The 20,589-nt window shown below is 66.6% G+C and carries 24 protein-coding genes and 3 tRNA genes; 18 read left to right on the top strand and 9 right to left on the bottom strand.

Annotated elements, in window-relative coordinates; all coding sequences use genetic code 11:
- Positions 1–59 precede the first annotated feature (59 nt).
- The 4 genes from BMZ21_RS03870 to BMZ21_RS03855 all read right to left on the bottom strand — a co-directional run bounded on the left by BMZ21_RS03870 (position 60) and on the right by BMZ21_RS03855 (position 2,770).
- Complete coding sequence (locus BMZ21_RS03870) at positions 60–833, bottom strand: NAD kinase (RefSeq protein WP_091829887.1); 774 nt, start codon at positions 831–833, stop codon at positions 60–62.
- A 136-nt stretch (positions 834–969) separates the two neighbouring features.
- Positions 970–1,956: an MBL fold metallo-hydrolase gene (locus BMZ21_RS03865; protein ID WP_091829885.1), complete on the bottom strand. Its 987-nt coding sequence runs from the start codon at positions 1,954–1,956 to the stop codon at positions 970–972.
- Positions 1,957–2,197: 241 nt separating this feature from the next.
- The gene (locus BMZ21_RS03860) at positions 2,198–2,623 is read right to left on the bottom strand and encodes a hypothetical protein (RefSeq protein ID WP_091829884.1); all 426 of its coding nucleotides are present in this window, start codon (positions 2,621–2,623) and stop codon (positions 2,198–2,200) included.
- A 72-nt stretch (positions 2,624–2,695) separates the two neighbouring features.
- A tRNA-Thr gene (locus tag BMZ21_RS03855) sits at positions 2,696–2,770 on the bottom strand.
- Positions 2,771–3,075: 305 nt separating this feature from the next.
- Here BMZ21_RS03855 and BMZ21_RS03850 point away from each other — a divergent pair.
- Positions 3,076–3,759, top strand: coding sequence for a L,D-transpeptidase (locus tag BMZ21_RS03850; RefSeq protein ID WP_091829882.1), 684 nt, complete (start codon positions 3,076–3,078; stop codon positions 3,757–3,759).
- 43 nt (positions 3,760–3,802) lie between these two features.
- Here BMZ21_RS03850 and BMZ21_RS03845 read toward each other — a convergent pair whose 3' ends face one another.
- A complete protein-coding gene (locus tag BMZ21_RS03845; protein WP_091829880.1) occupies positions 3,803–4,972 on the bottom strand; it encodes a GGDEF domain-containing protein in 1,170 nt (389 codons plus the stop codon).
- A gap of 413 nt (positions 4,973–5,385) precedes the next feature.
- On the bottom strand, positions 5,386–7,056 hold the full coding sequence (locus tag BMZ21_RS03840; protein WP_244543683.1) for an MFS transporter: 1,671 nt from the start codon (positions 7,054–7,056) through the stop codon (positions 5,386–5,388).
- Between the two features lie 342 nt (positions 7,057–7,398).
- On the opposite strand from BMZ21_RS03840, the gene BMZ21_RS03835 reads away from it, so the two are divergent.
- Entirely contained in the window at positions 7,399–7,824 is a 426-nt protein-coding gene (locus BMZ21_RS03835; RefSeq protein ID WP_143079644.1) for a hypothetical protein, read from the top strand.
- Positions 7,825–7,919: 95 nt separating this feature from the next.
- On the opposite strand, the gene rlmB is transcribed toward BMZ21_RS03835, so the two are convergent.
- Positions 7,920–8,708 carry a 23S rRNA (guanosine(2251)-2'-O)-methyltransferase RlmB gene (gene rlmB / locus BMZ21_RS03830; protein ID WP_091829874.1) on the bottom strand — a complete coding sequence of 263 codons (789 nt, stop codon included), beginning with the start codon at positions 8,706–8,708 and terminating at the stop codon, positions 7,920–7,922.
- 107 nt (positions 8,709–8,815) lie between these two features.
- On the opposite strand from rlmB, the gene BMZ21_RS03825 reads away from it, so the two are divergent.
- The 5 genes from BMZ21_RS03825 to BMZ21_RS03805 all read left to right on the top strand — a co-directional run bounded on the left by BMZ21_RS03825 (position 8,816) and on the right by BMZ21_RS03805 (position 13,139).
- Positions 8,816–9,382, top strand: a complete 567-nt coding sequence (locus BMZ21_RS03825; protein ID WP_091830585.1) for an AAA family ATPase — start codon at positions 8,816–8,818, stop codon at positions 9,380–9,382.
- A gap of 71 nt (positions 9,383–9,453) precedes the next feature.
- Entirely contained in the window at positions 9,454–10,050 is a 597-nt protein-coding gene (locus BMZ21_RS03820; RefSeq protein WP_143079643.1) for a YkgJ family cysteine cluster protein, read from the top strand.
- A gap of 102 nt (positions 10,051–10,152) precedes the next feature.
- Positions 10,153–10,237: transfer RNA gene (locus tag BMZ21_RS03815), tRNA-Tyr, on the top strand.
- Positions 10,238–10,487: 250 nt separating this feature from the next.
- Positions 10,488–10,994: a hypothetical protein gene (locus BMZ21_RS03810; RefSeq protein WP_143079642.1), complete on the top strand. Its 507-nt coding sequence runs from the start codon at positions 10,488–10,490 to the stop codon at positions 10,992–10,994.
- A gap of 906 nt (positions 10,995–11,900) precedes the next feature.
- Complete coding sequence (locus tag BMZ21_RS03805) at positions 11,901–13,139, top strand: MFS transporter (RefSeq protein ID WP_167561515.1); 1,239 nt, start codon at positions 11,901–11,903, stop codon at positions 13,137–13,139.
- A gap of 60 nt (positions 13,140–13,199) precedes the next feature.
- Here BMZ21_RS03805 and BMZ21_RS30950 read toward each other — a convergent pair whose 3' ends face one another.
- Positions 13,200–13,322: a hypothetical protein gene (locus BMZ21_RS30950; RefSeq protein WP_280141463.1), complete on the bottom strand. Its 123-nt coding sequence runs from the start codon at positions 13,320–13,322 to the stop codon at positions 13,200–13,202.
- A gap of 172 nt (positions 13,323–13,494) precedes the next feature.
- Between BMZ21_RS30950 and BMZ21_RS30220 the strand changes: the two genes are divergently transcribed.
- The 10 genes from BMZ21_RS30220 to BMZ21_RS03760 all read left to right on the top strand — a co-directional run bounded on the left by BMZ21_RS30220 (position 13,495) and on the right by BMZ21_RS03760 (position 19,701).
- The gene (locus tag BMZ21_RS30220) at positions 13,495–13,632 is read left to right on the top strand and encodes a hypothetical protein (RefSeq protein ID WP_158673215.1); all 138 of its coding nucleotides are present in this window, start codon (positions 13,495–13,497) and stop codon (positions 13,630–13,632) included.
- A gap of 92 nt (positions 13,633–13,724) precedes the next feature.
- A tRNA-Gly gene (locus tag BMZ21_RS03800) sits at positions 13,725–13,798 on the top strand.
- A 298-nt stretch (positions 13,799–14,096) separates the two neighbouring features.
- Positions 14,097–14,345, top strand: a complete 249-nt coding sequence (locus tag BMZ21_RS03795; protein ID WP_091829866.1) for a hypothetical protein — start codon at positions 14,097–14,099, stop codon at positions 14,343–14,345.
- Between the two features lie 9 nt (positions 14,346–14,354).
- Entirely contained in the window at positions 14,355–14,579 is a 225-nt protein-coding gene (locus BMZ21_RS03790) for a hypothetical protein (RefSeq protein ID WP_091829864.1), read from the top strand.
- Between the two features lie 88 nt (positions 14,580–14,667).
- The gene (locus BMZ21_RS03785) at positions 14,668–14,874 is read left to right on the top strand and encodes a hypothetical protein (protein ID WP_091829862.1); all 207 of its coding nucleotides are present in this window, start codon (positions 14,668–14,670) and stop codon (positions 14,872–14,874) included.
- Positions 14,875–15,007: 133 nt separating this feature from the next.
- On the top strand, positions 15,008–15,490 hold the full coding sequence (locus BMZ21_RS03780; RefSeq protein WP_167561514.1) for a GNAT family N-acetyltransferase: 483 nt from the start codon (positions 15,008–15,010) through the stop codon (positions 15,488–15,490).
- Positions 15,491–15,722: 232 nt separating this feature from the next.
- Entirely contained in the window at positions 15,723–16,037 is a 315-nt protein-coding gene (locus tag BMZ21_RS03775; RefSeq protein WP_091829858.1) for an NIPSNAP family protein, read from the top strand.
- A 56-nt stretch (positions 16,038–16,093) separates the two neighbouring features.
- On the top strand, positions 16,094–17,920 hold the full coding sequence (locus BMZ21_RS03770) for a TRAP transporter large permease (RefSeq protein WP_244543681.1): 1,827 nt from the start codon (positions 16,094–16,096) through the stop codon (positions 17,918–17,920).
- Complete coding sequence (locus tag BMZ21_RS03765) at positions 17,911–18,894, top strand: TRAP transporter substrate-binding protein (RefSeq protein WP_091829854.1); 984 nt, start codon at positions 17,911–17,913, stop codon at positions 18,892–18,894. Before BMZ21_RS03770 ends, BMZ21_RS03765 begins: the two co-directional genes overlap by 10 nt.
- Before the next feature lie 51 nt (positions 18,895–18,945).
- Positions 18,946–19,701 (top strand): SDR family oxidoreductase, encoded by a 756-nt coding sequence (locus BMZ21_RS03760; protein WP_091829852.1) that lies wholly within the window; start codon positions 18,946–18,948, stop codon positions 19,699–19,701.
- Between the two features lies 1 nt (position 19,702).
- Here BMZ21_RS03760 and BMZ21_RS03755 read toward each other — a convergent pair whose 3' ends face one another.
- Positions 19,703–20,011, bottom strand: coding sequence for a hypothetical protein (locus BMZ21_RS03755; protein ID WP_091829850.1), 309 nt, complete (start codon positions 20,009–20,011; stop codon positions 19,703–19,705).
- 280 nt (positions 20,012–20,291) lie between these two features.
- On the opposite strand from BMZ21_RS03755, the gene BMZ21_RS03750 reads away from it, so the two are divergent.
- On the top strand, positions 20,292–20,570 hold the full coding sequence (locus tag BMZ21_RS03750) for a hypothetical protein (protein ID WP_091829848.1): 279 nt from the start codon (positions 20,292–20,294) through the stop codon (positions 20,568–20,570).
- Positions 20,571–20,589: the final 19 nt, after the last annotated feature.

Below are 20,589 nucleotides of genomic sequence, written 5' to 3'. Positions count from 1 at the left end.
AGCCCTGACGGGTGCCGGCGGGGACAGGTATTGCCGCTACGAGCGGCCTCCGCTGCGCCTCAATACCCGAACTGCTCGCGCAGGATGCGCTCGTCCAGGCTGTGGCCGGGGTCGTGCATCATGACGAGATCGAGCGAGCGGTCGATCGCGATCTGCACCGAGATGACGTTGTCGATCTGGGTATGGTCGGCGACGGCGCTGACCGGCCGCTTTTCGGCCTCCAGAACCGCGATCGTCACCCGGGCATGGTCGGGCAGCAATGCGCCACGCCAGCGCCTGGGCCGGAACGGCGAGAGCGGGGTTAGCGCCAGGAGCGGCGCGTCGAGCGGCAGGATCGGGCCATTGGCGGAGAGATTGTAGGCGGTCGAGCCGGCCGGGGTCGCGAGCAGCACGCCGTCGGCGACGAGCTCGGACAGGCGCACCTGCCCGTCGACGGAAATGCGCAGCTTGGCCGCCTGGTATGAGCGGCGGAACAGCGAGACCTCGTTGATCGCGCGCGCCTCGATGCGCTTGCCGTTGCAGTCGACCGCCGTCATCACCAGCGGATGGACGACGCTGCGATGCGCCGCCTCGAGCTTCTGGCGCAGCCCGCGCTCGCGGAACTCGTTCATCAGGAAGCCGACCGAGCCGCGATTCATGCCGTAGATCGGCTTGGCCGTGCCCATGAAGCGATGGAGCGTCTGCAGCATCAGGCCGTCGCCGCCGAGAGCGACGACGACCTCGGCCTCGGCCGGATCGGCATCGCCATAGCGCTCGACCAGCTTGGCGCGCGCGGCCTCGGCCTCGGGCGTCTCGCTGGCGACGAAGGAGATGGCGGTAAAGCGCTCGGTCATCGCTGGTATCCGGCAGGCATGGCTGCGACCGGTCTAGCATGGCCGCGGACAGGATCGCGAGCCGCCCGGCGAGCACGCCGCAAAAAGAAAGGCCGGGGCGCATGCCCCGGCCTTTCCCAGCGGAAGCGCGAGGGTCTCAGATCGCGCTGCTCCACTGCACCGGTACGAGCTCGAAGCCGTTGCCCGCCTTGGCGATATGGCCGGTGGCGGGGAAGGGGGCGTGGTAGAAGCAGACCTGCATCTTGTCGGCGACGGCCATGTCGAGCAGCTTGCGGCGGGTGGCGGCGGCCTGCGGCCCGTCCATGTCGAACACCGCCGACCAGTCGGGATTGCGCACGAACAGGGCCGGGTGGTTGGTGGTGTCGGACAGCACCATCAGCTTGCCGCTGCCGGAGGAGACGGCGAAGACGGTATGGCCGGGGGTATGGCCGGGGGCGGCGATCGCGGTCACGCCCGGGACGATCTCCTTGCCCGCCTCGTATTGCTTCACATCCTTGGCGACCGGGCCGAAAACGCGGCGCACGCCGGCGAAGGCACCCTTCATCGCCTCGGGCGCGGCATTCATCTTGGCGTCGTCCATCCAGAAGGCCCATTCGGCCGCCGGCACCATCACTTCGGCGTTCGGGAACACGGCGGTGCCGTCTTTCAGCCGGAAGCCGTTGATGTGGTCGCCGTGGAAATGGCTGAAGACCACGGTCGAGACATTCTTCGGGTCGAGCCCGGCAGCCTGGAAGTTCTTCATCCAGGCGCCCGAGGTCGGCGCGCCGGAATCGCCGTTACCAGTGTCGATCAGGGTGATCTTGTCGCCGATCTGCAGCGCCAGCGTGGTGAAGGTGATCGAGAGGGCGTCGCTCGGCAGATACGCCTGCTCCATCGCCTTCTTGACGTCCGCGAGCTCGGCATTGCGCACGAAGCCTTCGAGCGGGCGCTTGGCGAAGCCGTCGTTCAGGGCGGTGACGGTGATGTCGCCGACCTTGTAGCGGTAGAAACCCGGGTTCTGGTTCACGGACGCTCCTTGCGCGTGGGCCGGCGCGATGCCGGCGGGCAGGTCGAGCGCGGCAGCTGCAGCGAGCGCGCCGGCGCCCGCCATGACAGTGCGGCGCGAGGCTTCGAAACGGGCCATCGATCAGGCTCCAACAACGAGAAGGGCACGACCTCTCCCGGATGGCGCCCCGCCAGCCGGATTCGTGCCCTGGGCATTGCTCGCCCGAGCGTCAAACTAACTGGGCAAACAACGCCTTCAACCGGCGTTTGGTTGCCTCGGGTCAATTGTCCGTGAGTTTGTCGTCTCTGTGCGGCTTTGCCGGGGCGGGTTGATTCGATCTCTTCGCCAGATCGGCCTTGCCCTTGAAATCGGGATGGTTTCAGCGCTCGCCCTGGGTCGGGGGCTGATCGGAGCGGCCGCGCGCGAACGCCTTGAGCAGGGCGGCGCAGAGCGCGAGCGAGGCGAGCGCGCCCTGGCCGGAACAGCCGGCGACCAGCGCTTCATAGGTCTGCTCCTCGGTCGCAACCGATTGCAGGCTCCAGTTCCAGTCCGGGGCCTTCTGCCGGATGACGCCGACCGCGACGTCGATCTCGGCGCTGATCCGGCCGATCGCCTTCCAGAGCGAGCCCTGCTGGTAGATGCCGCCGGGCGGCGTGCGCGGGGCGAGCAGGGTGGTCGGCTTGCGCCGCACGGTGAAGCCAAGCGCCTCGTAGATGTCGGCGTCGAGATTGCGGTCGGGGCGGCCGGTGCGCTCGCAGCGTTGCGCGAGAGCGAGCAAGTGGTCGCGCTGGTCGGCAGAGGTCATCGCTCGGTGGGCTCCGGTCGTCCTCGTCGTCGCGGCGGCATGGCAAGCAAGCGACAGGCCACCGAAGTCGGATGGTGCCGGCGGAGAGGATCGAACTCCCGACCTTCGGTTTACAAAACCGCTGCACTACCGCTGTGCTACGCCGGCCCTGTGCGCTGCGGTATCAGGCCGGGGAGGCGAGGGCAAGGCCGGCGGTGAGCTGGCCGGCTCCGCCACGATCGCCGGCGCATCCCCCAAGGCCATGTTCGCGGTGGCACCGCTCTCGGCCCGACGTACGCCCCCGCCATCGGCGACCGCTCCAGAGACCACGCCCTCAAGGGACGCCGAGAGGCGATTCTCAAGCGCGGCGGAAACTCACGCCCCGGCATTCACCGGCTCGTAACCATCTAAGTCGATGCTTTTGCAAAAGCCTTGTCTGAGATGTGCCCATGCTGAGCCGCCGATCCTTTACCATGTCGTCCCTGTCGCTCCTTGCCCCCGGTCTCGCCGGCTGCGGCGGAGGGGGCAGCATCGTGGCGCTGCCGGAGATCGCCGCTCCGAGAGGACCCAGCCTGACGCGCACGCTGGCACGCCCGAATTATGCGCAAGTCTATGTGGAATATCCGGGCGAGCGCTTTGCGGTACCGGCGATCGACTACCAGAGCATCGAGCCGCGTTATCTGCGCCAGACGGTCGAGTTCCGCCGGCCGGAGCCGCCGGGCTCGATCGTCGTCGATCCCGGCTCCTACCATCTCTATTTCGTCGAATCGCAGGGCGTCGCGACGCGCTATGGCGTCGGCGTCGGCCGTGAGGGCTTCGGCTGGACGGGCCAGGCGAAGATCAACATGAAGCGCGACTGGCCCGACTGGGTGCCGCCGCAGGAGATGATCGATCGCGACCCGCAGATCAGGGCCCAGCTCGAACCGACGTCGCGCGGCCCCGGCGTCCGCGGCGGGCCGAAGAGCCCGCTCGGAGCCCGCACCCTCTATCTCTTCGGCGAGGGGCGCGATCTCGGCTACCGCATCCACGGCACGACCGAGCCCTATACCGTCGGTACCAATGTCTCCTCGGGCTGCATCCGGATGATCAACCAGGACATCATCCACCTTTACGCCCGCGTCGCGCTGGGAACGCCGGTCACGGTGCTGCCGGTGTGATGGCAGCGTGACGTCCGAGGGGCTCGCGGAGCGTTTCTGAGGCTCACGCGGCGGCTGCGATCCTCACGGGTTCCGCAAGCTCGATGCGGTTGCGCCCGAGCAGCTTGGCCTTGTAGAGGGCGCGGTCAGCGGCGGCCAGCAGCTCGGAGAGGTCGACCCGATCGGCGATCGTCTCCACCAGCCCGACGCTGACAGTGGCGGCCATGGCGAGACCGTCGCTGCGCGCCGCCGCCTCCGTGAAGCGCCAGGTGATGGCCTCTGCGATCTTTCGGGCTTCGTCGACGCTTGCGCCTGGCAGCAGCAGCGCGAACTCCTCGCCGCCGAGTCGGGCACAAACGGCCTTGTGGCCCGCCGCGTCTCGTGCGATTCCGGCGAACAGCTTCAGCACCTGATCGCCGACATCGTGCCCATGGGTGTCGTTGATCGCCTTGAAGTGGTCGAGATCGAAGGCGAGCAGTGCATGCGACGCCTTCTCGCCATCGCGGCGCAAACACTCGGGACCGAGCTCGAAGAAGCCTTGCCGGTTGTTGAGGCCGGTCAGAAAGTCGGTGCGCACATTCTTCAGGAGCCGGGCCCGGTCCTCCTCGCGCACGAGGGCGATCAGGGACATGGGCATCGTCATCGTGAACAGCACGGCCTCGTACATCGTCAGCTTGGCAACGATGGGCAGAACGCTGTCGCCGTGAGCCGAGACGAGGACCGGCACGACGAAGCTGCGGACCGCATAGGTCAGCCCGTGACAGGCGAAGACGACGACCGCAAGCGGACGGGAGCGCAATCCCTGCGCCATCGGACTGCGGAACAAGGCGAGGGCGGTCAGGGCAGACAGAACAGCGATGGGGAATGCGCTTGCATGGTTCCAGAGCAGGCTCGCCCAGCCGGCGCCGGCGGTGAACCATGCCGCGCCGATCGCGACGAGGAAGCCCGCGGCGAGAGCGGGCCGCAGGGATCGGCCATCGAGCAGCAGAACCCCGTGCAGGACCAGAAGGTAGCCGAGGAGCATGACAACATTGGTTAGCGCGGGGCCGGACACACCGGGCAGCAGGGTCCGGGACATGGCGAGGAGGCAGCCCAGGGCGAAGACGACATAGGCAGCCGTCCAGATGCCGAGTTCCCGCGATCGCCGGGCGTGCGCCTGCCGCTCCCACAGGGTCATGGCCGCTGCGACGAGCAGCGTTCCGATCGTCAGGTACCAGAGGGTCGCAAGGTCCATCGCGATCGTCGTCAACGATGCCCGGATTCGGTTTCAGGCATGATCAAGCGCTCCCACCCTGCCTCGCGACAGCAGAAGCTAGCCCAAGCGAGTTAATATCAGATTGTGACGGTCTGCCGTGGCAAGCTCATCTTGCGTTGAGCAATGAGCCGCCGATATTCAGGTGCTCGACAACAGTCGCTTTGCTCTATGTTGATTCACGACGGGCTCGAAGAATTCGATTCGACTTGATGCGGCGGGTTTTCGATATCGGGATCCTCCAGTTAGGGCAGCTGGAAGTATCCGGTTCCAGATCGATCGATGCAGCGCTTGCCGCCCATCCAGGATGATCACTCGGCTCGCGCTGTCCAACGAAAAACCCCGCCCTCGCGGGCGGGGTTCAAAGGTCGGGTGGCCGATCCCGGCTTGGGGGATCAGTCGTTGTCGTGTGTCAGGATGTCGCGATCCTTGGTCTCGGGCACGAAGAGCATGCCGATGACGAAGGTCATCATCGCGATCACGATCGGGTACCAGAGGCCGTAGTAGATGTCGCCGGTGCCGGCCACCATGGCGAACGAGGTCGCCGGGAGGAGGCCGCCGAACCAGCCATTGCCGATATGGTAGGGCAGCGACATGCCGGTGTAGCGGATGCGGGTCGGGAAGAGCTCGACCAGCGCCGCCGCGATCGGGCCGTAGACCATCGTCACATAGATGACGAGCACGGTCAGGATCGCGATGACCGTCAGCGACTGCGCGCCGAACAGGGCACTCAGGAAGCCGGTCTTGACGATGCGGGCGTCGCCTGCAGCCGGGTAGCCGGCCGCGACCGCCTCCTTGGCGAGGTTCGCTGCGAAGGTCGCATCGATCGCCAGGTCCTTGCCGTTGACCGTAACCTTGGCAGGCGTGCCGGCCGGGGCCGGGGCCTGGGTGTAGACGATCGCCTGCGTGGCCAGCGTGCGGCGAGCGATGTCGCAAGGCTGGGTGAAGGTGCGCACGCCGACCGGATCGAAGACCGAGCCGCAGGTGGCGGGATCGGCGACGACCTGGACCTTGACGTTCTCATGCGCTGCGGCGAGGCCCGGGTTCGCCGCCTTGGTCAGCGCGCCGAACAGCGGGAAATAGGTCAGCGCCGCGATCAGGCAGCCGGCCAGGATGATCGGCTTGCGGCCGATCCTGTCGGACAGCGAGCCGAAGATGACGAAGCCGGCGGTGCCGATGATCAGCGACCAGGCGATCAGCACGTTGGCCGTGTAGAGATCGACCTTGAGGATGCTCTGGATGAAGAACAGGGCGTAGAACTGGCCGGTGTACCAGACGACAGCCTGGCCGGCGGTGAGGCCGAACAGCGCGAGCAGCGCGATCTTGGCGTTCTTCCACTGGCCGAAGGCCTCAGACAGCGGCGCCTTCGACCCCGTGCCTTCTTCCTTCATCTTCTGGAAGGCCGGCGATTCCTGCATCTGGAGCCGGATGTAGACCGAGATCGCGAGCAGCAGGATCGAGGCGAGGAACGGAATGCGCCAGCCCCAGGCGGCGAACTCGGCCTCGCCCATGGTGGTGCGGATGCCCAGGATGACGATCAGCGACAGCAGCAGGCCGAGCGTCGCCGTGGTCTGGATGAAGGAGGTATAGAAGCCGCGCCGCCCCGGGGGAGCGTGCTCGGCGACATAGACCGCCGCGCCGCCATATTCGCCGCCCAGCGCCAGGCCCTGCAGCATGCGCAGCGCGATCAGGATCACCGGCGCGATCCAGCCGATGCTGTTGTAGCTCGGAAGCAGGCCGACCAGGAAGGTCGAGGCGCCCATGATCAGGATGGTGACGAGGAAGGTGTATTTGCGGCCGATCAGGTCACCGAGCCGGCCGAAGAACAGCGCGCCGAACGGGCGCACGAGGAAGCCGGCGGCGAAGGCGAGCAGAGCGAAGATGGCGCGCGTGTTGGCATCGAAGGCCGAGAAGAAATGCGCGCCGATCATCACGGCGAGCGAACCGTAGAGGTAGAAATCGTACCATTCGAAGACCGTGCCCAGCGAGGAGGCCAGAATGACCTTCTTCTCCTCCCTGCTCATCGGCCGTGGCCCTGCGGCCGCCGATGCGTGTGCCATGCTCATGAAGCGCTCCCGTTTTTCGTTCCCCCAGGCGCTACAGACCATCTGCTGCGCCCTCGTGCCGCCTTTCAGGCGGTTCTTCGCTTGGAGTCGGCGCCAACGCCGACTCAGGACAAAAGGCCTTTGAAAAGCCAAGTTTGATCGGCTAGGAATGCGTCCACCCCTGGCAATCTTCAACCGAGCACTTGGTCTTGCACCGAAAGGCGTAAGACGAAGGATTGAGCATTCGGCACGGGCGGCTCGGCTCCCACCCGATCATGACTCGCCTTGCCGGGCGCAAGCCGCTAACCTTTCGCTAACCATGTCGCCCCGTGTCGGCGGTGAACGCAGGAAGGGGAGGTGGCGATGAAAGTTCGCTCCGGAATTCCTCTGGGTATCGTGCTCGCGGGACTATGCGTCGCCGCGTCTTCGGCCGTGGCTGCTCCAGGTTTCGGCGCAGTGCCGGTCAGTGGCGGATTTTCCGCTCCGGCGCCGCGCCTTTCACCGATGCGGCCGGTCGCGAAGTCCAGCTACGGCCGTCGCGGCCGCGTGGGCGTCTACGGCGCCGGCTATCCCGGCTTCTACGGCGGATCCGGCGATCAGCGGGTCGTGGTCGTACTGCCGGAGGCAAGCGAGCCGCCCCCGGACAAGGAGCGCTCGATTCCCGTCGCGATCGGCATCGCACGTCCCCCGGCGGCCGATCCGTTGCTGTATCGGATCGAGACGCGGCAGGGGCAGCCGGTGGTCCGGGTCATGCGCTTCAGCAGCGACGGCCGCGTGGCGCGGCGCTGAGGGGCGGATCAACGGCGTCGCAGCCGATTGGTCCGAAAAGTGGTTTCAACGTTTCGGTCCAATGCTCTAATTCAAATTGAGAGACGAATCCGGCTCTAGCGCCGTGTCGCGGCGTAGAGTGCGATCGCGGTCGCGTTCGAGACGTTGAGGCTCTTGATCGCGCCGGGCATGTCGAGCCGGGCGAGATGGTCGCAAAGCTCGCGCGAGCGCTGGCGCAGGCCTTTGCCCTCGGCGCCCATCACCAGTACCAGGGGACGGCGCAGCGGGACCTCGTCGAGCGAGATCTCCCCTTCCGAATCGAAGCCGAGCCGCAGGAAACCGCGCTCGCCCAGCTTGTCGAGCGCATCCCCCAGATTCTTCACCGCGACCAGCGGCACATGCTCCAGGGCGCCGGAGGCCGATTTCGCCAGCACGCCCGTCGCCGCCGGCGAATGGCGGATCGTGACGATCACTGCGGCGACCGCGAAGGCAGCGGCCGAGCGCAGGATCGCCCCGACATTATGCGGGTCGGTGATCTGGTCGAGCGCCAGGACGATCGCATCGTCCGGCAGGCTACCCAGATCGGGCGAGGGCAGGGGATCGCAGACGAGATAGAGCCCCTGATGCACCGCGTCGGGCGTCAACAGCCGGTCGATCTGCGACGGCCGGACCATTTCCGGCTGGATCGGCAATTCGCCGATCTCCTCGCTCAGGCGCTTCAGTGCATTCTCGGTGGCGAGCAGCTTGCGGAAGCGTCGGCGCGGGTTGCGCAGCGCCTCGATCACGGGATGGGCGCCATAGAGGATCGCCTCGTCGATCTCGCCGGGCCGGTGCGGCGGCGGGCCGTCCCGGTCCGGACGGCCGCGGCGATTCTGGAAACGGGGGCGGGGCGGGGCGGACATCATGGCTCCGGAAAGGTGACGCCATGCCCTGCCATGGCGCGGCCGGCTTGGCCAGCCCGAAGGCGGGGAGGCGGGATTTTCAACGCATTCATGTACGGGGAACAATGCCGATGACGAAGACGGATCGACGCCTGTTTGTCCTGACCGGCGGGCCGGGGGCCGGCAAGACCACTCTGCTGACGGCGCTGGCTGCGGCAGGCCACATGATCGCCCCTGAAGCCGGGCGGGCGATCATCCGCGACCAGCTTGCCATCGATGGGCCGGCCTTGCCCTGGCGCGACCGGGCCTTGTTCGCCGAGCTGATGCTGAATTTCGACCTGCGCTCCCATGCCGAAGCGCAGGCGGGGATGGCTCCGGTCTTCTTCGATCGCGGCGTGCCCGACAGCATTGGCTATCTGCGGCTGTGCGGGCTGCCGGTGCCGGAGCATGTCGAGCGCGCGGCCCGTGCCTTCCGCTACGCCCGCATTGTCTTCGTCGCACCGCCCTGGCGCGAGATCTACGCGCAGGATGCCGAGCGCAAGCAGGACTTTGCCGAGGCCGAGCGCACCCATGAGGCGGTCACGGCGGCCTATCGCGACCATGGCTATGAGCTGGTCGAACTGCCGCGCGCCGATGTCGAGACGCGCGCCGCCTTCGTGCTGGAGCGGGCCCGAGGTCTCGCTTCCGACAGGTCATGATCCGCGCTAGATTCGGCCGTTCGTCGCTGCCCGGGAGGCGCGCCATCGCGGAGAGTTCGCAGGCCGGCACGATGCGCTCCGGCCGGACGCTCAACCATCTCGTGCCTGGACGCGATTGCGGCGACTGCGTCGCCTGCTGCGAGGTGCTGCACATCGTCGATCCCGAGGTCGGCAAGCCGGCTGGCATCATGTGCCGCCACAACACAGGCAACGGCTGCGGCATCCATGCGACGCGGCCGGAGATCTGCCGGTGCTGGTTCTGCCTGTGGCGGCGCATCGACGCCATGCCGGACGAGGCGCGGCCGGATCGTTGCGGCGTCATCTTCTGCCTGGAGGGCGAGGGGGACCATCCAAATCCATTCGCGCGCTTCTGCGTGGTGGCGCGGCCCGTCGGCAGTTCGCGGGCGCTGCGTAGCGAGCTGGTCAGGCAGGTCATCGCCATGTTCGCCCGGCAGGGGGAATTGCCGGTCTGGGTGCATCGCCATGGCGTGCGCAGCCTGATTCATCCCCCGCCCGAGCTCGCCGACGCGATCGAGCGGCCGGAAAAACGCCGTTCCAGGCCTTCGTGCCTGCTGCGCTGGACTGGCGCAGGCGCCATCGTGCTGCTTGGCCGCAGGATTGAGTGGGCGCCGCGACGATTGCTGTCGGCGAATGCTTTTTGGCGTTGACAGGCGGCGGCCCTCTCCTCATAAGTCCGCCCGCGCCTGCCGCCCTTCACAAAAGTGAAACAGGCGGTTGCGGCCAGCTCTCGGGTTGGCCTGCGGCAAGGCGGGGGAATGTCCCGAGCGGCAAAGGGGGCGGACTGTAAATCCGCTGGCTATGCCTTCGCAGGTTCGAGTCCTGCTTCCCCCACCACCTTGCCTTTGGGCATTGATTTACCTCATTTTTTTTGGCGAATTCCCCGCACCTGATGACAAGGTGCGGGAATAGGCGTTCGTTTTCGGTCCTGGAATCAGCAGTTCCGCAGCCTCTCGTGGCAGTTACATTGAGCAAAGCTTTGCTCAAGCGATGACGTAGCTTCCTCGATGTACTCCATTTCTTCGATTGCGTTTAGATTGCAGGTGTGCTGCAATTAGGCGCTAAGGTTGTGCTGTGGGGGCGCAATATGTTTCCGAAGATCGTCGTTTTGGGCGGCCTAGCGCTGCCATTGGCAGGTTGCGGGCACTCGCCAGCACAGGTCGCTGACCCGAATTCGATCACGCTTGAAGATGCTGTGTTCGATGTGGCCCGAAGCCTTCACCGGGTAAGAGACCACTACAGAAATCGGGAAAAGATCGGTCTCGGCGTTTCAGAAGCGACTGTTACCTTCAACATATCAGCTTCGTCAGAGAACAAGTCGACTCTGAAGATCGAGGCTGCGGCCGGGGAGTCTGCAGGGTTTCCGCTTTCCGGACTTTTCCAGAACGAGCGGACAACCAACGGGACGCGGGGAAACCAGATCACGATCAAGTTTGCGCCGGCGTCGGGCAAGACCGTCTTGCTTGCGAAGAAGAAGGACGCCGCAAGCGGCGCATCGGTTACTCCGCCGTTCGTAATTTTCGGCGAGAAGCTTTCACCGGAGGATGCAAAGCGGCTCCAGGAACTGCTGCGAGGGGCGAACCCGCAGAAGTAGCCTTGCGTGCCGACTGCTGATGTACCAGCGCCGAGGCGGCAGAAGCCCGGCCCTGATAGGGCAGGGCTACCATTACTCCGAACTTGGCAAGATCAGCAGACGCCGCCGCGCGTGCAGCCGCCATTCCTTTGTATCCCGGCCGTGCAGTACCTGGATGGGTTCGACGGAGTGGTCAAACGGCCGTTCCACTGGTGACTGTATGCTGGCCTTGCGCTGCGTCGCAGGTTGGGGTCACTTGAATTGTAAGTACGACGAGACGCGGCCTGGGCGGATGCGGGGCATAAGCAGGAATGCATTGCAATCGTTGACAAAAGTGGTCTTATTGACGCCCCTCCGTCCATAGCTGCTTTCAATGAATAACCTAACGTAACTCACGTTAAGGTTGGTGTTGGTTGCTGCTTGAACTTCAATTGAGGTAATCAAGATGGCCACTCATGGTGGCAAGCGGGCCGGCGCTGGGCGCAAGCCCAGCAAGGTCAGCGCCGCCGCCCCAGGCAAGACCCGCCGCATCTGCCTCTTCCGCCCTTCAAAGAGCGCGCGCACCATCGGCGCAGACAACGTAATCGGCCTCTCCATGGTGGCTTTCTCCTGCGACCTGGGGCGAGACGGGATCAGTGCCCGAGGGAAATGAGGGGAGGGTGCGAGCGCGGCGCGAAAAAGCCCTTTCACGCCAAAAGCCAACGTGTCGTCCACACCTTTCGCTAAGAGCTTGGTCTAAGCTGTTTTGGAAAACTGCTTCCCCCACCACCTTGCTCTTTGAGAGCTGTCTTCCTTCCATTCTTCATCTTTCTGCCGCATCCGCCGCCGCAGCTCGCCTACGCGGCGAGAGTGGCGGATACTCTGCCTTCCCCGAATCCGGGCGAGCTGATAGCCTCGGCGGATCGGCTATTCGGGTATGACGGTGCAGTGACAGCAAAGACCCAAGGGGGCGGTTCTGTCGCCGCGCTCGGCGCCATCGTTGCAGGCGCATTGATCCTGCAGGTCGCCGGGACGATCGTGAACACGGTCGTGCCGCTGCAGATGGCGATCGCGAAACAGCCGCCGCTGCTGATCGGCCTCGTCGCCTCGGCCTATTCGCTTGGGTTCCTGATCGGCTGCTTCGTCAATCCCTCGCTCGTCCGCCGCGTCGGCCACATCCGTGGCTTTGCCGTGTTTGCCGCGCTCCAGGCGGTCTCGACGCTGAGCTTTCCCTTGCTGCCGGAAGCCTGGTGGGGGATTTCGCGCCTGGTCATGGGGCTGGCGGCGGCCGGCCACGGCATCTGCATCGAGAGCTGGATCAGCGGGCAGGCCAACCGGTCGCAGCGCGGCCGCGTCTTCGGCATCTACCAGATCCTCAACCGCGTCGCGCTGATCGGCTCGCAGATCGGCATCGGCTATGTCGCGATCCAGTCTCAGGACGTCTTCCTGTTCGCCAGCATGGCCTTCTCGATCGCATTGATCCCAGTGGCGCTGACGCGGGCGAGGGGCCCCGAATCGAGCGAAATCGTCTCGGTCGGCCTGCGGACGCTGTGGCAGCAGGCGCCGGCCGCGGTGGTCGGCTGCCTCTATGTCGGCATGGTCGGCGGCCCGTTGACCAGCGTCGCCCCCGCCTACGGCATTCTCTCCGGCCTCGACCTGCGGGCCACCATCCTGCTCACCGCCGGCATCCAGATCGGCGCGCTGCTTCTGCAATGGCCGATGAGCCTGCTGGCGGACCGGGTCGCCAGCCGCCTGATCATGCTGGTCGCCACCAGCATCGTCGCGGTGGCCGCGGCCGGGCTCGCGACACTGCTGGAGGTCGACGCCGCCCATGGCCGCATCTGGCTCTTCGGTCTGTTCGCCCTGATCGGCGGCTGCAGCATCCCGCTCTATACGGTCGCGGTCACGCACGCCTATTTCCGCATGGGACGCGACCAGGCCGTCGGGCTTTCGGCCCAGCTCCTCTTCCTCTGGGGCACCGGCTCGGCGATCGGGCCGCTGGCCGCGACCTTGCTGATGCAGCTCAGGGGGCCGCAGGGCATGCTGATCTATCTCGTCACGCTCTCTGTCGCGGTCGCGATCTATATCGCGCTGCGGATCTCGCGGAATCCATCGCCGCCCATCGTGGAAGGCGAGCGTGGCGCCAGCGGACCGACGATCCCCGATATCGAGATGGCCAAACGCTGAAGTGGCGGCAGGGCGGCGCCGGGCATCATGTCGCGGCGGCGGCGAACGCGCGGCGGCGGATCAGAACTCGAGAAATAGCAGGGCCAACATGCCCATGCCGTGGATCAGCATGACCAACGGTCGCGGCATCGCCGAAATAATCTCGGCCCTGAACGGGCAGCAGAACTCGTCGAGGTTGGACATGAGGTTCCCCTGCGGCTGATGGGTATCAGGCTCGAGGGGCTCCTTCGCCCCCCATTTGGGGGGAATCGCCGCTCACTTTTCGTTCAACGGGACTCGAAATCGGCTCTTCCTCCCCCAAATGGGGGCTGCCGTGGGGCGCGGCCTGGCTAATTTTCCGTTGGGGAGAATGACGATGGGAATTGCGCTTTTCAGCACGGCCGTGGCTGCGGCCGGCGCGCTGGCCTTCGGCACGCTCGTCGGCGGGGCGGCGCTTGGCCTGTTCACCGGCGCGGCAATCTGGCTCGGCCAGCGTGCCTTGAGCGATACGTGAGCTTGCGCGCGCACGCCTCAGGTGGATGAGACCATCTTCTTCGCCGGAATGGGTTGACACTGACCGGCCTGATGCGGAATTTGGCGGCCGACGCGGGTGTAGCTCAATGGTAGAGCAGCAGCCTTCCAAGCTGAATACCCGGGTTCGATTCCCGGTACCCGCTCCAATCCCTTCACGTCCAGCTTAGGCCATGGCCGGCGCCGCGCTGCGGGGAAGGCATCGACGTCTCGCGAAACCATGGGTCCTGGCTCGTGGCCTAATCGTGGCCAGATTGCGGCGTGTTGCGGGTAGCAAAGCCGCAAGCTCATCTGCTATGCGTTCATGGGGGAAGAACGGTGATCTGCCTGCCGATCCGGCTGCTCACCATGGATAAACATGCGGGGCGCGCGCGAAAACCGCACTGACCGACGCAAGCCTCGCCGGCGGTGCTGGACATATTTCCGCCGCAAGACAGGAGAAATGCCATGCTCAAGATCGCCATCGCCGCAGCAGGGTTCGCTGCTCTCAGCCTCGCGGCCGCTCCGGCCTTCGCCCAGGGCAAGAAGGGCAAGGACGAATTCCTTGGCGTCGACCTGGATACCGGCCGGACCTATTACGACGGCCGCAACGACGGCAAGTACTGCCTCTACAAGACGGTGCGGGTGTTCAACCGCTACACCGGCTACTACGAGAACCGGCGCGTGCGCCGCTGCGGCCGCGGCCTCTATATGTGAGCGGCTGCCATGACCCGTACCGCGAAGTTCATCGTCGCCCTCGGCCTCGCGTCCGCAGCAGCGGCCTGCGGCCCGACCGTCGTCGCCGATCCCAACGGCCGGCTCATCAACACCGGGCTGGTGCAGGATGGCGACTGCCTGACGCGCACCGTCATGGTCTATGACCGCGAGCTCGGCTACGAGCGTGCGGTCGAGCAGCAGTTCTGCGGCGGACGCCCCCGCATCGCGCGCTGATACTGCAGGCCCCGCTTCCGCCGAGGGGGCGGGGCCTCCGTTTTTTGCTAGGCTCCGGTGAATCGTTCGGTCGTCCCGGAGAGACCCCGTGCCAAAACTCTGCAAGTTCACCTCGCCCAGCGACGGCAAGCCGGTCTACGTCAATCCCGACCAGGTCAGCGTCGTCTACACCTTCAAGGGCCAGCCCCCAGACACGATCATCGCCTTCCGCAAGGACTTCCAGCTCGGCGTGAAGGAAAGACTGGAAGAGACTGTCAGGATTCTCGAAAGCGCTGCCGAGAAGACTGACCGCTGACTCCTCGAGACAGCGCAGCTCTCCCACTTTCGCGGCCGGATTGTCGCCCCAAAGCAGCCATGCCGCACTTCCATCCTCGCCAGAATCTCGGCCGGGCTGTCCTGTTGGGCGTATGATCCATCGATCCCAGCTCGTGACGGCGCGTCTCGTCGTGCGCCCCTTCGTCGCCGCAGATGCGCCCTTGCTCGTCGACCTCTTTGCCGACCCGGAGGTTCATCGCTTCGTCGACGATCGCCAGCCGCTTGCGCCTGATGTCGCTGCGCTCTGGATCGAGCGCTCGGCCGCTAATCTCGAACGCTTCGGCTATGGCACCGGCGCGGTGGTCGAGCGCGCTGGTGGCGATTTGATCGGCTGGGCCGGGTTCGCCCGTCCGGGCGATGGTACACAGGAGGTGATATACGGGCTGAGACGCGCCAGCTGGCGCCGGGGTCTAGGCTCGGAGCTGCTCGCTGGCCTCGTCGCCTTCGCCGCGGAGCGCGGCATCACGCCAGTGAGGGCCACTGTCGACCCGGACAACGGCGCCTCGGTGCACCTGCTGCGACAAGCCGGGTTCGTGCTGGCCGAAGCGCGCTATCGCGGCGATGTGGCGACCGATCTTTATCTGCATGGCGGCTGAGCGCCCGGGTTGCCCAAAAAAGCAAGATATTGCTCTTGGTGGCCGGCTTGCAGTTCATTCTTCTCCGAGACGCGGGCGCCGTGCGAAGCCCCTTCGTTGCCGGGCGCGCCGCGCCGCCGTCATGCGCCGATCGCAGGCTGCGCCGAAGTCGCGCCGGTTGGGCTTTGCCATGAAGACGGCTACTGATCGCTCGCCGCTATGCGGTTCTTGCCGTTTGCCATGAGGGATTGGGATGATCCTCGACGAGCGCACCTACGCCATCAAGCCCGCCCATGTGCGCGACTATCTCGACCTTTATGTCGCCGAGGGGATGGAGCTGCAGATCTCGCATCTCGGCCATCTGATCGGCTGGTTCACCACCGACACGGGCGTCGTCAACGAGGTCGTGCACATGTGGCGCTTCGAGGATGCCGGCGATCGCGAGCGCCGACGCGCCGCGATGGAGGCCGATCCGCGCTGGCAGGTCTTCCGCGCCAAGACAGCCCCTTACGTTCTCGAGATGCGCAGCCGGATCCTGCGGCCGACGCATTTCTCGCCCTTGCGCTGATCAAGGTGCCGGGCGCTGCCATGGCCGCTGCGCTGCCCCGATCCTCCGCTCGTCTGATGAGTGAGCGTGGGCTGGCCGTACTCGTCACCCTGCTGGAATGGCTGGGCGCGGCGATCCTCGCCGTGCTTTTCCTTGTGGTGATGGCCGCGGTTGCGCGCCGTTATCTGCTCGGAGACGGCCTCGTCTGGTCGGACGAGCTCGCGATCTGGCTCAATGTCGCCCTGGTCGCGGTCGGCGCGCCGCTCGCGGCGACCAGCGCGCTCGCCATGCGGCTCGACGTCGTCGTCAGCCTGTTGCCCGCGGCGGGGCGACGCGTCGCCGCCATTCTGGCGGAAGCGATCGCCGTCCATGGCGCGCTGGTGCTGGCGCTGGGCGGCGCCAGCGTCGCGGCGCTCGTCGGCGGCACCTCGACCGTGCTCGGACTGCCCGAAAGCCTGCGCTTTGCGACCTTTGCGGTGGGTGGGGGGCTGACGCTCGTCGTCGTGCTCTGGCGGGCGGCACTGACGCAGTCCTGGCCGGCGGCGCTCGGTGCGCTCGTGATCGGTGCAGGTCTCTATGGGCTGGCGAACAGCGCGACCGGCCTTTTCATAGCAACGCCGAGCCTGGTTGCCGGGCTTGCCGCAGCAGCAGGCCTCCTGCTCGGTGCGCCACTGCCCTTTGCGCTCCTCGCTGGCGTCTCACTCTCGGGCGCCTTCGGCGGCCTGCTGCCGGAACCGGCCATCGTCCAGAACACGGTGGCGGGCGTCTCGAAGTTTCTGCTGCTGGCGATCCCGTTCTTCCTGCTCGCGGGCGAATTGCTAACCGCGGGCGGTCTCGCAGAGCGGCTGGTGCGCTTTGCCGCCGCGCTGGTCGGGCACCTTCGGGCCGGATTGGCCCAGACTGCGCTGGTTGCAAGCGTGTTGTTTTCGGGCGCCTCCGGTTCTTCGGTCGCCAATGCCGCCTTCGGCGCCAAGGTGATGGCGCCGGCTCTGGTCGCGCGCGGCTATCCGCCGGCCAATGCGGCGGCGATCGTCGCGGGCGTCTCGATGCTGGACAACATCATCCCGCCCTCGATCGCGTTCCTGATCCTGGCGGCGGCGACCAATCTCTCGGTCGGCTCCTTGCTGGTCGGCGGCTTCGTCGCTGGCGCGGTCCTGACTGCGGCGCTCGCCATCGGCATCCATCTCAGCGTGCGCGGCGTCGTCGATTCCGCTCCCCGCGCTAGCGGCGCGGAGCGCGCACGGTCCTTTGTCGGGGCGCTGCCGGCGATCGGGCTAGGCATCGTCGTCGTGGTCGGCATCCGCTTCGGCGTGGTCACGGTGACCGAGGCTTCGGCGCTCGCCGTCGCCTATGCGTTCGTCGCCTGCCTGCTGCTGCGCAGCCTGAACGGCGCGACCGTGCTGGCCTCCTTGCGGAAGGCGGCGGGGGAGGCGGCGGCTGTCGGCTTGCTGATCGGTGCCTCCGCGCCCTTCGCCTTCCTTCTCGCGGTCGATCGCGTCTCCGAGCAGATGGCCGGACTGGTGACCGCGCTGGGCGGTGGGCCGCTCGCGGTGATGCTGCTTTCCAATCTCGTCCTGCTGATCGCCGGCCTGTTCCTCGATATCGGCGCCGCGATCCTGCTGCTGGCACCCCTGCTGCTGCCGGCGGCCATCGCCGCCGGGCTCGATCCGATCCAGTTCGGCGTCGTGCTGGTGGTCAATCTGATGATCCACGGGCTGACGCCGCCGCTCGGCATCCTCGTCTTTGTCGTCAGCGGCATCATGCGCTTGTCGCCGGCCGCGGTGTTCCGCGCAGTGCTGCCCTTGCTGGCGAGCCTGCTCGTCGCGCTCTTCGTCCTCTGTCTTGCGGTGGCGGCCTGGCCGTCGCTACCTCTGCCCTACAAGGAGTTGTTCCGATGGCTTTGACCCGCCGCGCTTTCACTGCCGCCTCGATCGCGGCACCAGCCATCCTCGCGGGCCGCGCCGTCGCCGCCGGCCGGCCGGTCACGGTCGCCTCGCTGCTCGGCGAGGACAAGCCGGAGACGAAGATCTGGCGCCGTGTCACCGAGAAGCTCGCGCAGAGCGCTGCCGGCCGCTTCGACCTGCGCGTCGTCCCCAATGCCGCGCTCGGCGGCGAGAAGGAGGTCGCCGAGGGCTTGCGTCTCGGCTCGGTCCAGGCCTCGCTGTTCACGATCTCGGCGCTGTCATCCTGGGTGCCGGACGGCCAGCTACTCGATCTGCCTTTCCTCTTCCGTGACCGCGCCCATCTAAAGCGCGTGCTGGCCGGGCCGCTCGGCGAGGAGCTCAAGCGCAAATACGAGGCGCAAGGCTTCGTCGTGCTCGGCTTCATCAATTATGGCGCCCGCCATCTCCTCGCCAAGGAGCCGCTGACCACCCCCGCCAGCGTCAAGGGCAAGCGCATCCGCGTCATCCAGAGCCCGCTGCACACCGAGCTCTGGTCGGGCTTGGGCGCCCATCCGACGCCGATCCCGATCCCGGAGACCTACAACGCCTTGAAGACGGGCGTCGTCGATTGCATGGACCTGACCAAATCGGCCTATGTCGGCTTCAAGCTGCACGAGGTCGTGCCCTATCTGATCGAGACCGGTCACATCTGGGCGACCGGCGTGGTGGCGGTCTCGGCCAGCTTCTGGAAGGGCCTCTCGGCTGAGGACAAGACGGCCTTCGCTGCGGCGGCTGGGGAAGCGGCGGGCTATTTCGACGAGCTCATCGTCGCCGACGAGGACGCTTCGATGGCCAAGGCCAAGGCCGAGGGCGGCAGGGTCGTGCAGCCGGAGGACCGCCCCGGCTGGGAGGCCGGCGCACGCAAGGTCTGGGCTTCCTTCGCGCCGAAGCTCGGCGGGATCGAGAAGATCGAGGCGATCGCCAGCAGCGCCTGAGGCTCGGCCTCCATCCAAATCTCGCACTGACTTCACAGGAGCGCCGTCAGCATGTCCGACCGTCCCGTCCTTCTCGTCACCGGCGGCAGCCGCGGCATCGGCGCCGCGGTCTGCCGCTTTGCCGCCGGGCGCGGCTATGACGTTGCCGTCAACTATCAGGGCAATGCGCAGGCAGCGGCCGATGTCGTCGCAGCCTGCGGCCGGGCGGGGGCGAGGGCGGTCGCGATCCAGGGCGACATGGGAAACCTCGCCGACATTGCCCGCGTCTTCGCGGAGGCCAAGGCGGCGCTCGGCCCGCTGACTGCGGTCGTCAACAACGCTGCCATCACCGGCAAGAGCAGTCCGCTTGCCAAGTCGGATCCGCAGGTCATCCGCGCCTGCATCGACCTCAACGTCACCGGCGCGATCCTTGTGGCGCGCGAGGCGGCACAGGCCCTGCTCGCCAACGATGGCGCGAAGAACCGCGCCATCGTCAACATCTCCTCGATCGCCGCCGGGCTCGGCTCGCCCAACGAATACGTCTGGTACGCCGCCTCGAAGGCGGCGGTCGACTCCATGACCATCGGCCTCGCGATCGAGCTCGCTCCGGCCGGCATCCGTGTCAACGCGGTGGCACCTGGCATGACGCAGACGGATATCCACGCGCTTTCGACCGGCGATGCCGGCCGCGTCGACCGCATCGCCCCGACGATCCCGCTGAAGCGGGTCGCCGAGCCGGAGGAGATCGCCGAAGCCGTGCTGTTCGCGCTCTCCGAGGCTGCGTCCTACATGGTCGGCTCGATCATCCGGGTCGGCGGCGGTCGCTAAGTCAGTTGCAGACTTCGACCTGCCGCATCCGCCCTTCGACGAAGGCCTCGGTGAAATGGCAGGGCATCCGGTTCATCGGCGGCGAGTACCAGGTTGCCGTCGGCGAGTCGTGGTAGACCGGGTAGGCCTGCGTCTGCGGGTCCGCCGGGGGCTGGGTCATGTGCTGGTTCTGCATCGTCCGGTTGCTCGCGGCGGTGGTGATCAGGCCGTGAGTGCCTGAGCCGCCGACGGCAGCCGATGCCGGCGATTGGAGCGCGAAACTCCCGAAGGAGCCGGCCAAAGCGAGTGCTGCGATCAGGGTCTTTGTCATGACAGCCTCCAAAGTCGCGATAGCAAGTGATCAAGGCCATAGGCCGCACCTGGTGGGCGGCAATCGACTCTGCCGCCTCCAAATCGACCAAGCTGTGGCCTTGTCGTGAGGCCCTAATCACGAAGCCGTGCCGCGGCACTCACGAGGCGGTGAGGCAAGGTCGGGCGGCCCAACGACAGAATCGGCTGCGACAGCAGCCGCAGACGGCTGGAGCTGCAAGCTGGCCGTGCTAAATCGGCTGCCGTCCTGTTCAACCGGAAGCCGCCAACGGAAGCCCCCAATGCGCGCCCTGTTCGTCCTGATCGCCTTCGGCATGGTCGCGGTGCCGGCGTTGCTCGCGCTGGCGCGCAGCGACCTGCCGCGCGGCCGTCGCATCGTCAATGCACTGATCGTCTTCCTGGCGCCGGCCTTCGCGCTCGGCCTGATCCATGGCGTGCCGGAGCTCGACGGCAGGGCGCTGCAATATCCGGTCGCCTGGACGACGCTGCGGCTCGTCCTGACCGGGCTCGCCCTGATCCTGCCCTGGTGCCTCTATGTCTGGCTGAACGGCCGGCGCTGACTTCCCGACGGATTTTTCG

Origin of the sequence: Allobosea lupini (genome assembly GCF_900109525.1) — a bacterium.
GTDB classification, from domain to species: domain Bacteria; phylum Pseudomonadota; class Alphaproteobacteria; order Rhizobiales; family Beijerinckiaceae; genus Allobosea; species Allobosea lupini.
The sequence above is the reverse complement of the archived record's forward strand: the minus strand, read 5'-3'. Positions and strand labels throughout refer to the sequence as shown.

Bases quoted from the DNA above. Each gene is read 5' to 3' on its own strand.
- BMZ21_RS03870 (WP_091829887.1), bottom strand. From the start codon at position 833: ATGACCGAGCGCTTTACCGCCATCTCCTTCGTCGCCAGCGAGACGCCC.
- BMZ21_RS03865 (WP_091829885.1), bottom strand. From the start codon at position 1,956: ATGGCCCGTTTCGAAGCCTCGCGCCGCACTGTCATGGCGGGCGCCGGC.
- BMZ21_RS03860 (WP_091829884.1), bottom strand. From the start codon at position 2,623: ATGACCTCTGCCGACCAGCGCGACCACTTGCTCGCTCTCGCGCAACGC.
- BMZ21_RS03850 (WP_091829882.1), top strand. From the start codon at position 3,076: ATGTCGTCCCTGTCGCTCCTTGCCCCCGGTCTCGCCGGCTGCGGCGGA.
- BMZ21_RS03845 (WP_091829880.1), bottom strand. From the start codon at position 4,972: ATGGACCTTGCGACCCTCTGGTACCTGACGATCGGAACGCTGCTCGTC.
- BMZ21_RS03840 (WP_244543683.1), bottom strand. From the start codon at position 7,056: ATGAGCATGGCACACGCATCGGCGGCCGCAGGGCCACGGCCGATGAGC.
- BMZ21_RS03835 (WP_143079644.1), top strand. From the start codon at position 7,399: ATGAAAGTTCGCTCCGGAATTCCTCTGGGTATCGTGCTCGCGGGACTA.
- rlmB (WP_091829874.1), bottom strand. From the start codon at position 8,708: ATGATGTCCGCCCCGCCCCGCCCCCGTTTCCAGAATCGCCGCGGCCGT.
- BMZ21_RS03825 (WP_091830585.1), top strand. From the start codon at position 8,816: ATGACGAAGACGGATCGACGCCTGTTTGTCCTGACCGGCGGGCCGGGG.
- BMZ21_RS03820 (WP_143079643.1), top strand. From the start codon at position 9,454: ATGCGCTCCGGCCGGACGCTCAACCATCTCGTGCCTGGACGCGATTGC.
- BMZ21_RS03810 (WP_143079642.1), top strand. From the start codon at position 10,488: ATGTTTCCGAAGATCGTCGTTTTGGGCGGCCTAGCGCTGCCATTGGCA.
- BMZ21_RS30950 (WP_280141463.1), bottom strand. From the start codon at position 13,322: ATGTCCAACCTCGACGAGTTCTGCTGCCCGTTCAGGGCCGAGATTATT.
- BMZ21_RS30220 (WP_158673215.1), top strand. From the start codon at position 13,495: ATGGGAATTGCGCTTTTCAGCACGGCCGTGGCTGCGGCCGGCGCGCTG.
- BMZ21_RS03795 (WP_091829866.1), top strand. From the start codon at position 14,097: ATGCTCAAGATCGCCATCGCCGCAGCAGGGTTCGCTGCTCTCAGCCTC.
- BMZ21_RS03790 (WP_091829864.1), top strand. From the start codon at position 14,355: ATGACCCGTACCGCGAAGTTCATCGTCGCCCTCGGCCTCGCGTCCGCA.
- BMZ21_RS03775 (WP_091829858.1), top strand. From the start codon at position 15,723: ATGATCCTCGACGAGCGCACCTACGCCATCAAGCCCGCCCATGTGCGC.
- BMZ21_RS03770 (WP_244543681.1), top strand. From the start codon at position 16,094: ATGAGTGAGCGTGGGCTGGCCGTACTCGTCACCCTGCTGGAATGGCTG.
- BMZ21_RS03765 (WP_091829854.1), top strand. From the start codon at position 17,911: ATGGCTTTGACCCGCCGCGCTTTCACTGCCGCCTCGATCGCGGCACCA.
- BMZ21_RS03760 (WP_091829852.1), top strand. From the start codon at position 18,946: ATGTCCGACCGTCCCGTCCTTCTCGTCACCGGCGGCAGCCGCGGCATC.
- BMZ21_RS03755 (WP_091829850.1), bottom strand. From the start codon at position 20,011: ATGACAAAGACCCTGATCGCAGCACTCGCTTTGGCCGGCTCCTTCGGG.
- BMZ21_RS03750 (WP_091829848.1), top strand. From the start codon at position 20,292: ATGCGCGCCCTGTTCGTCCTGATCGCCTTCGGCATGGTCGCGGTGCCG.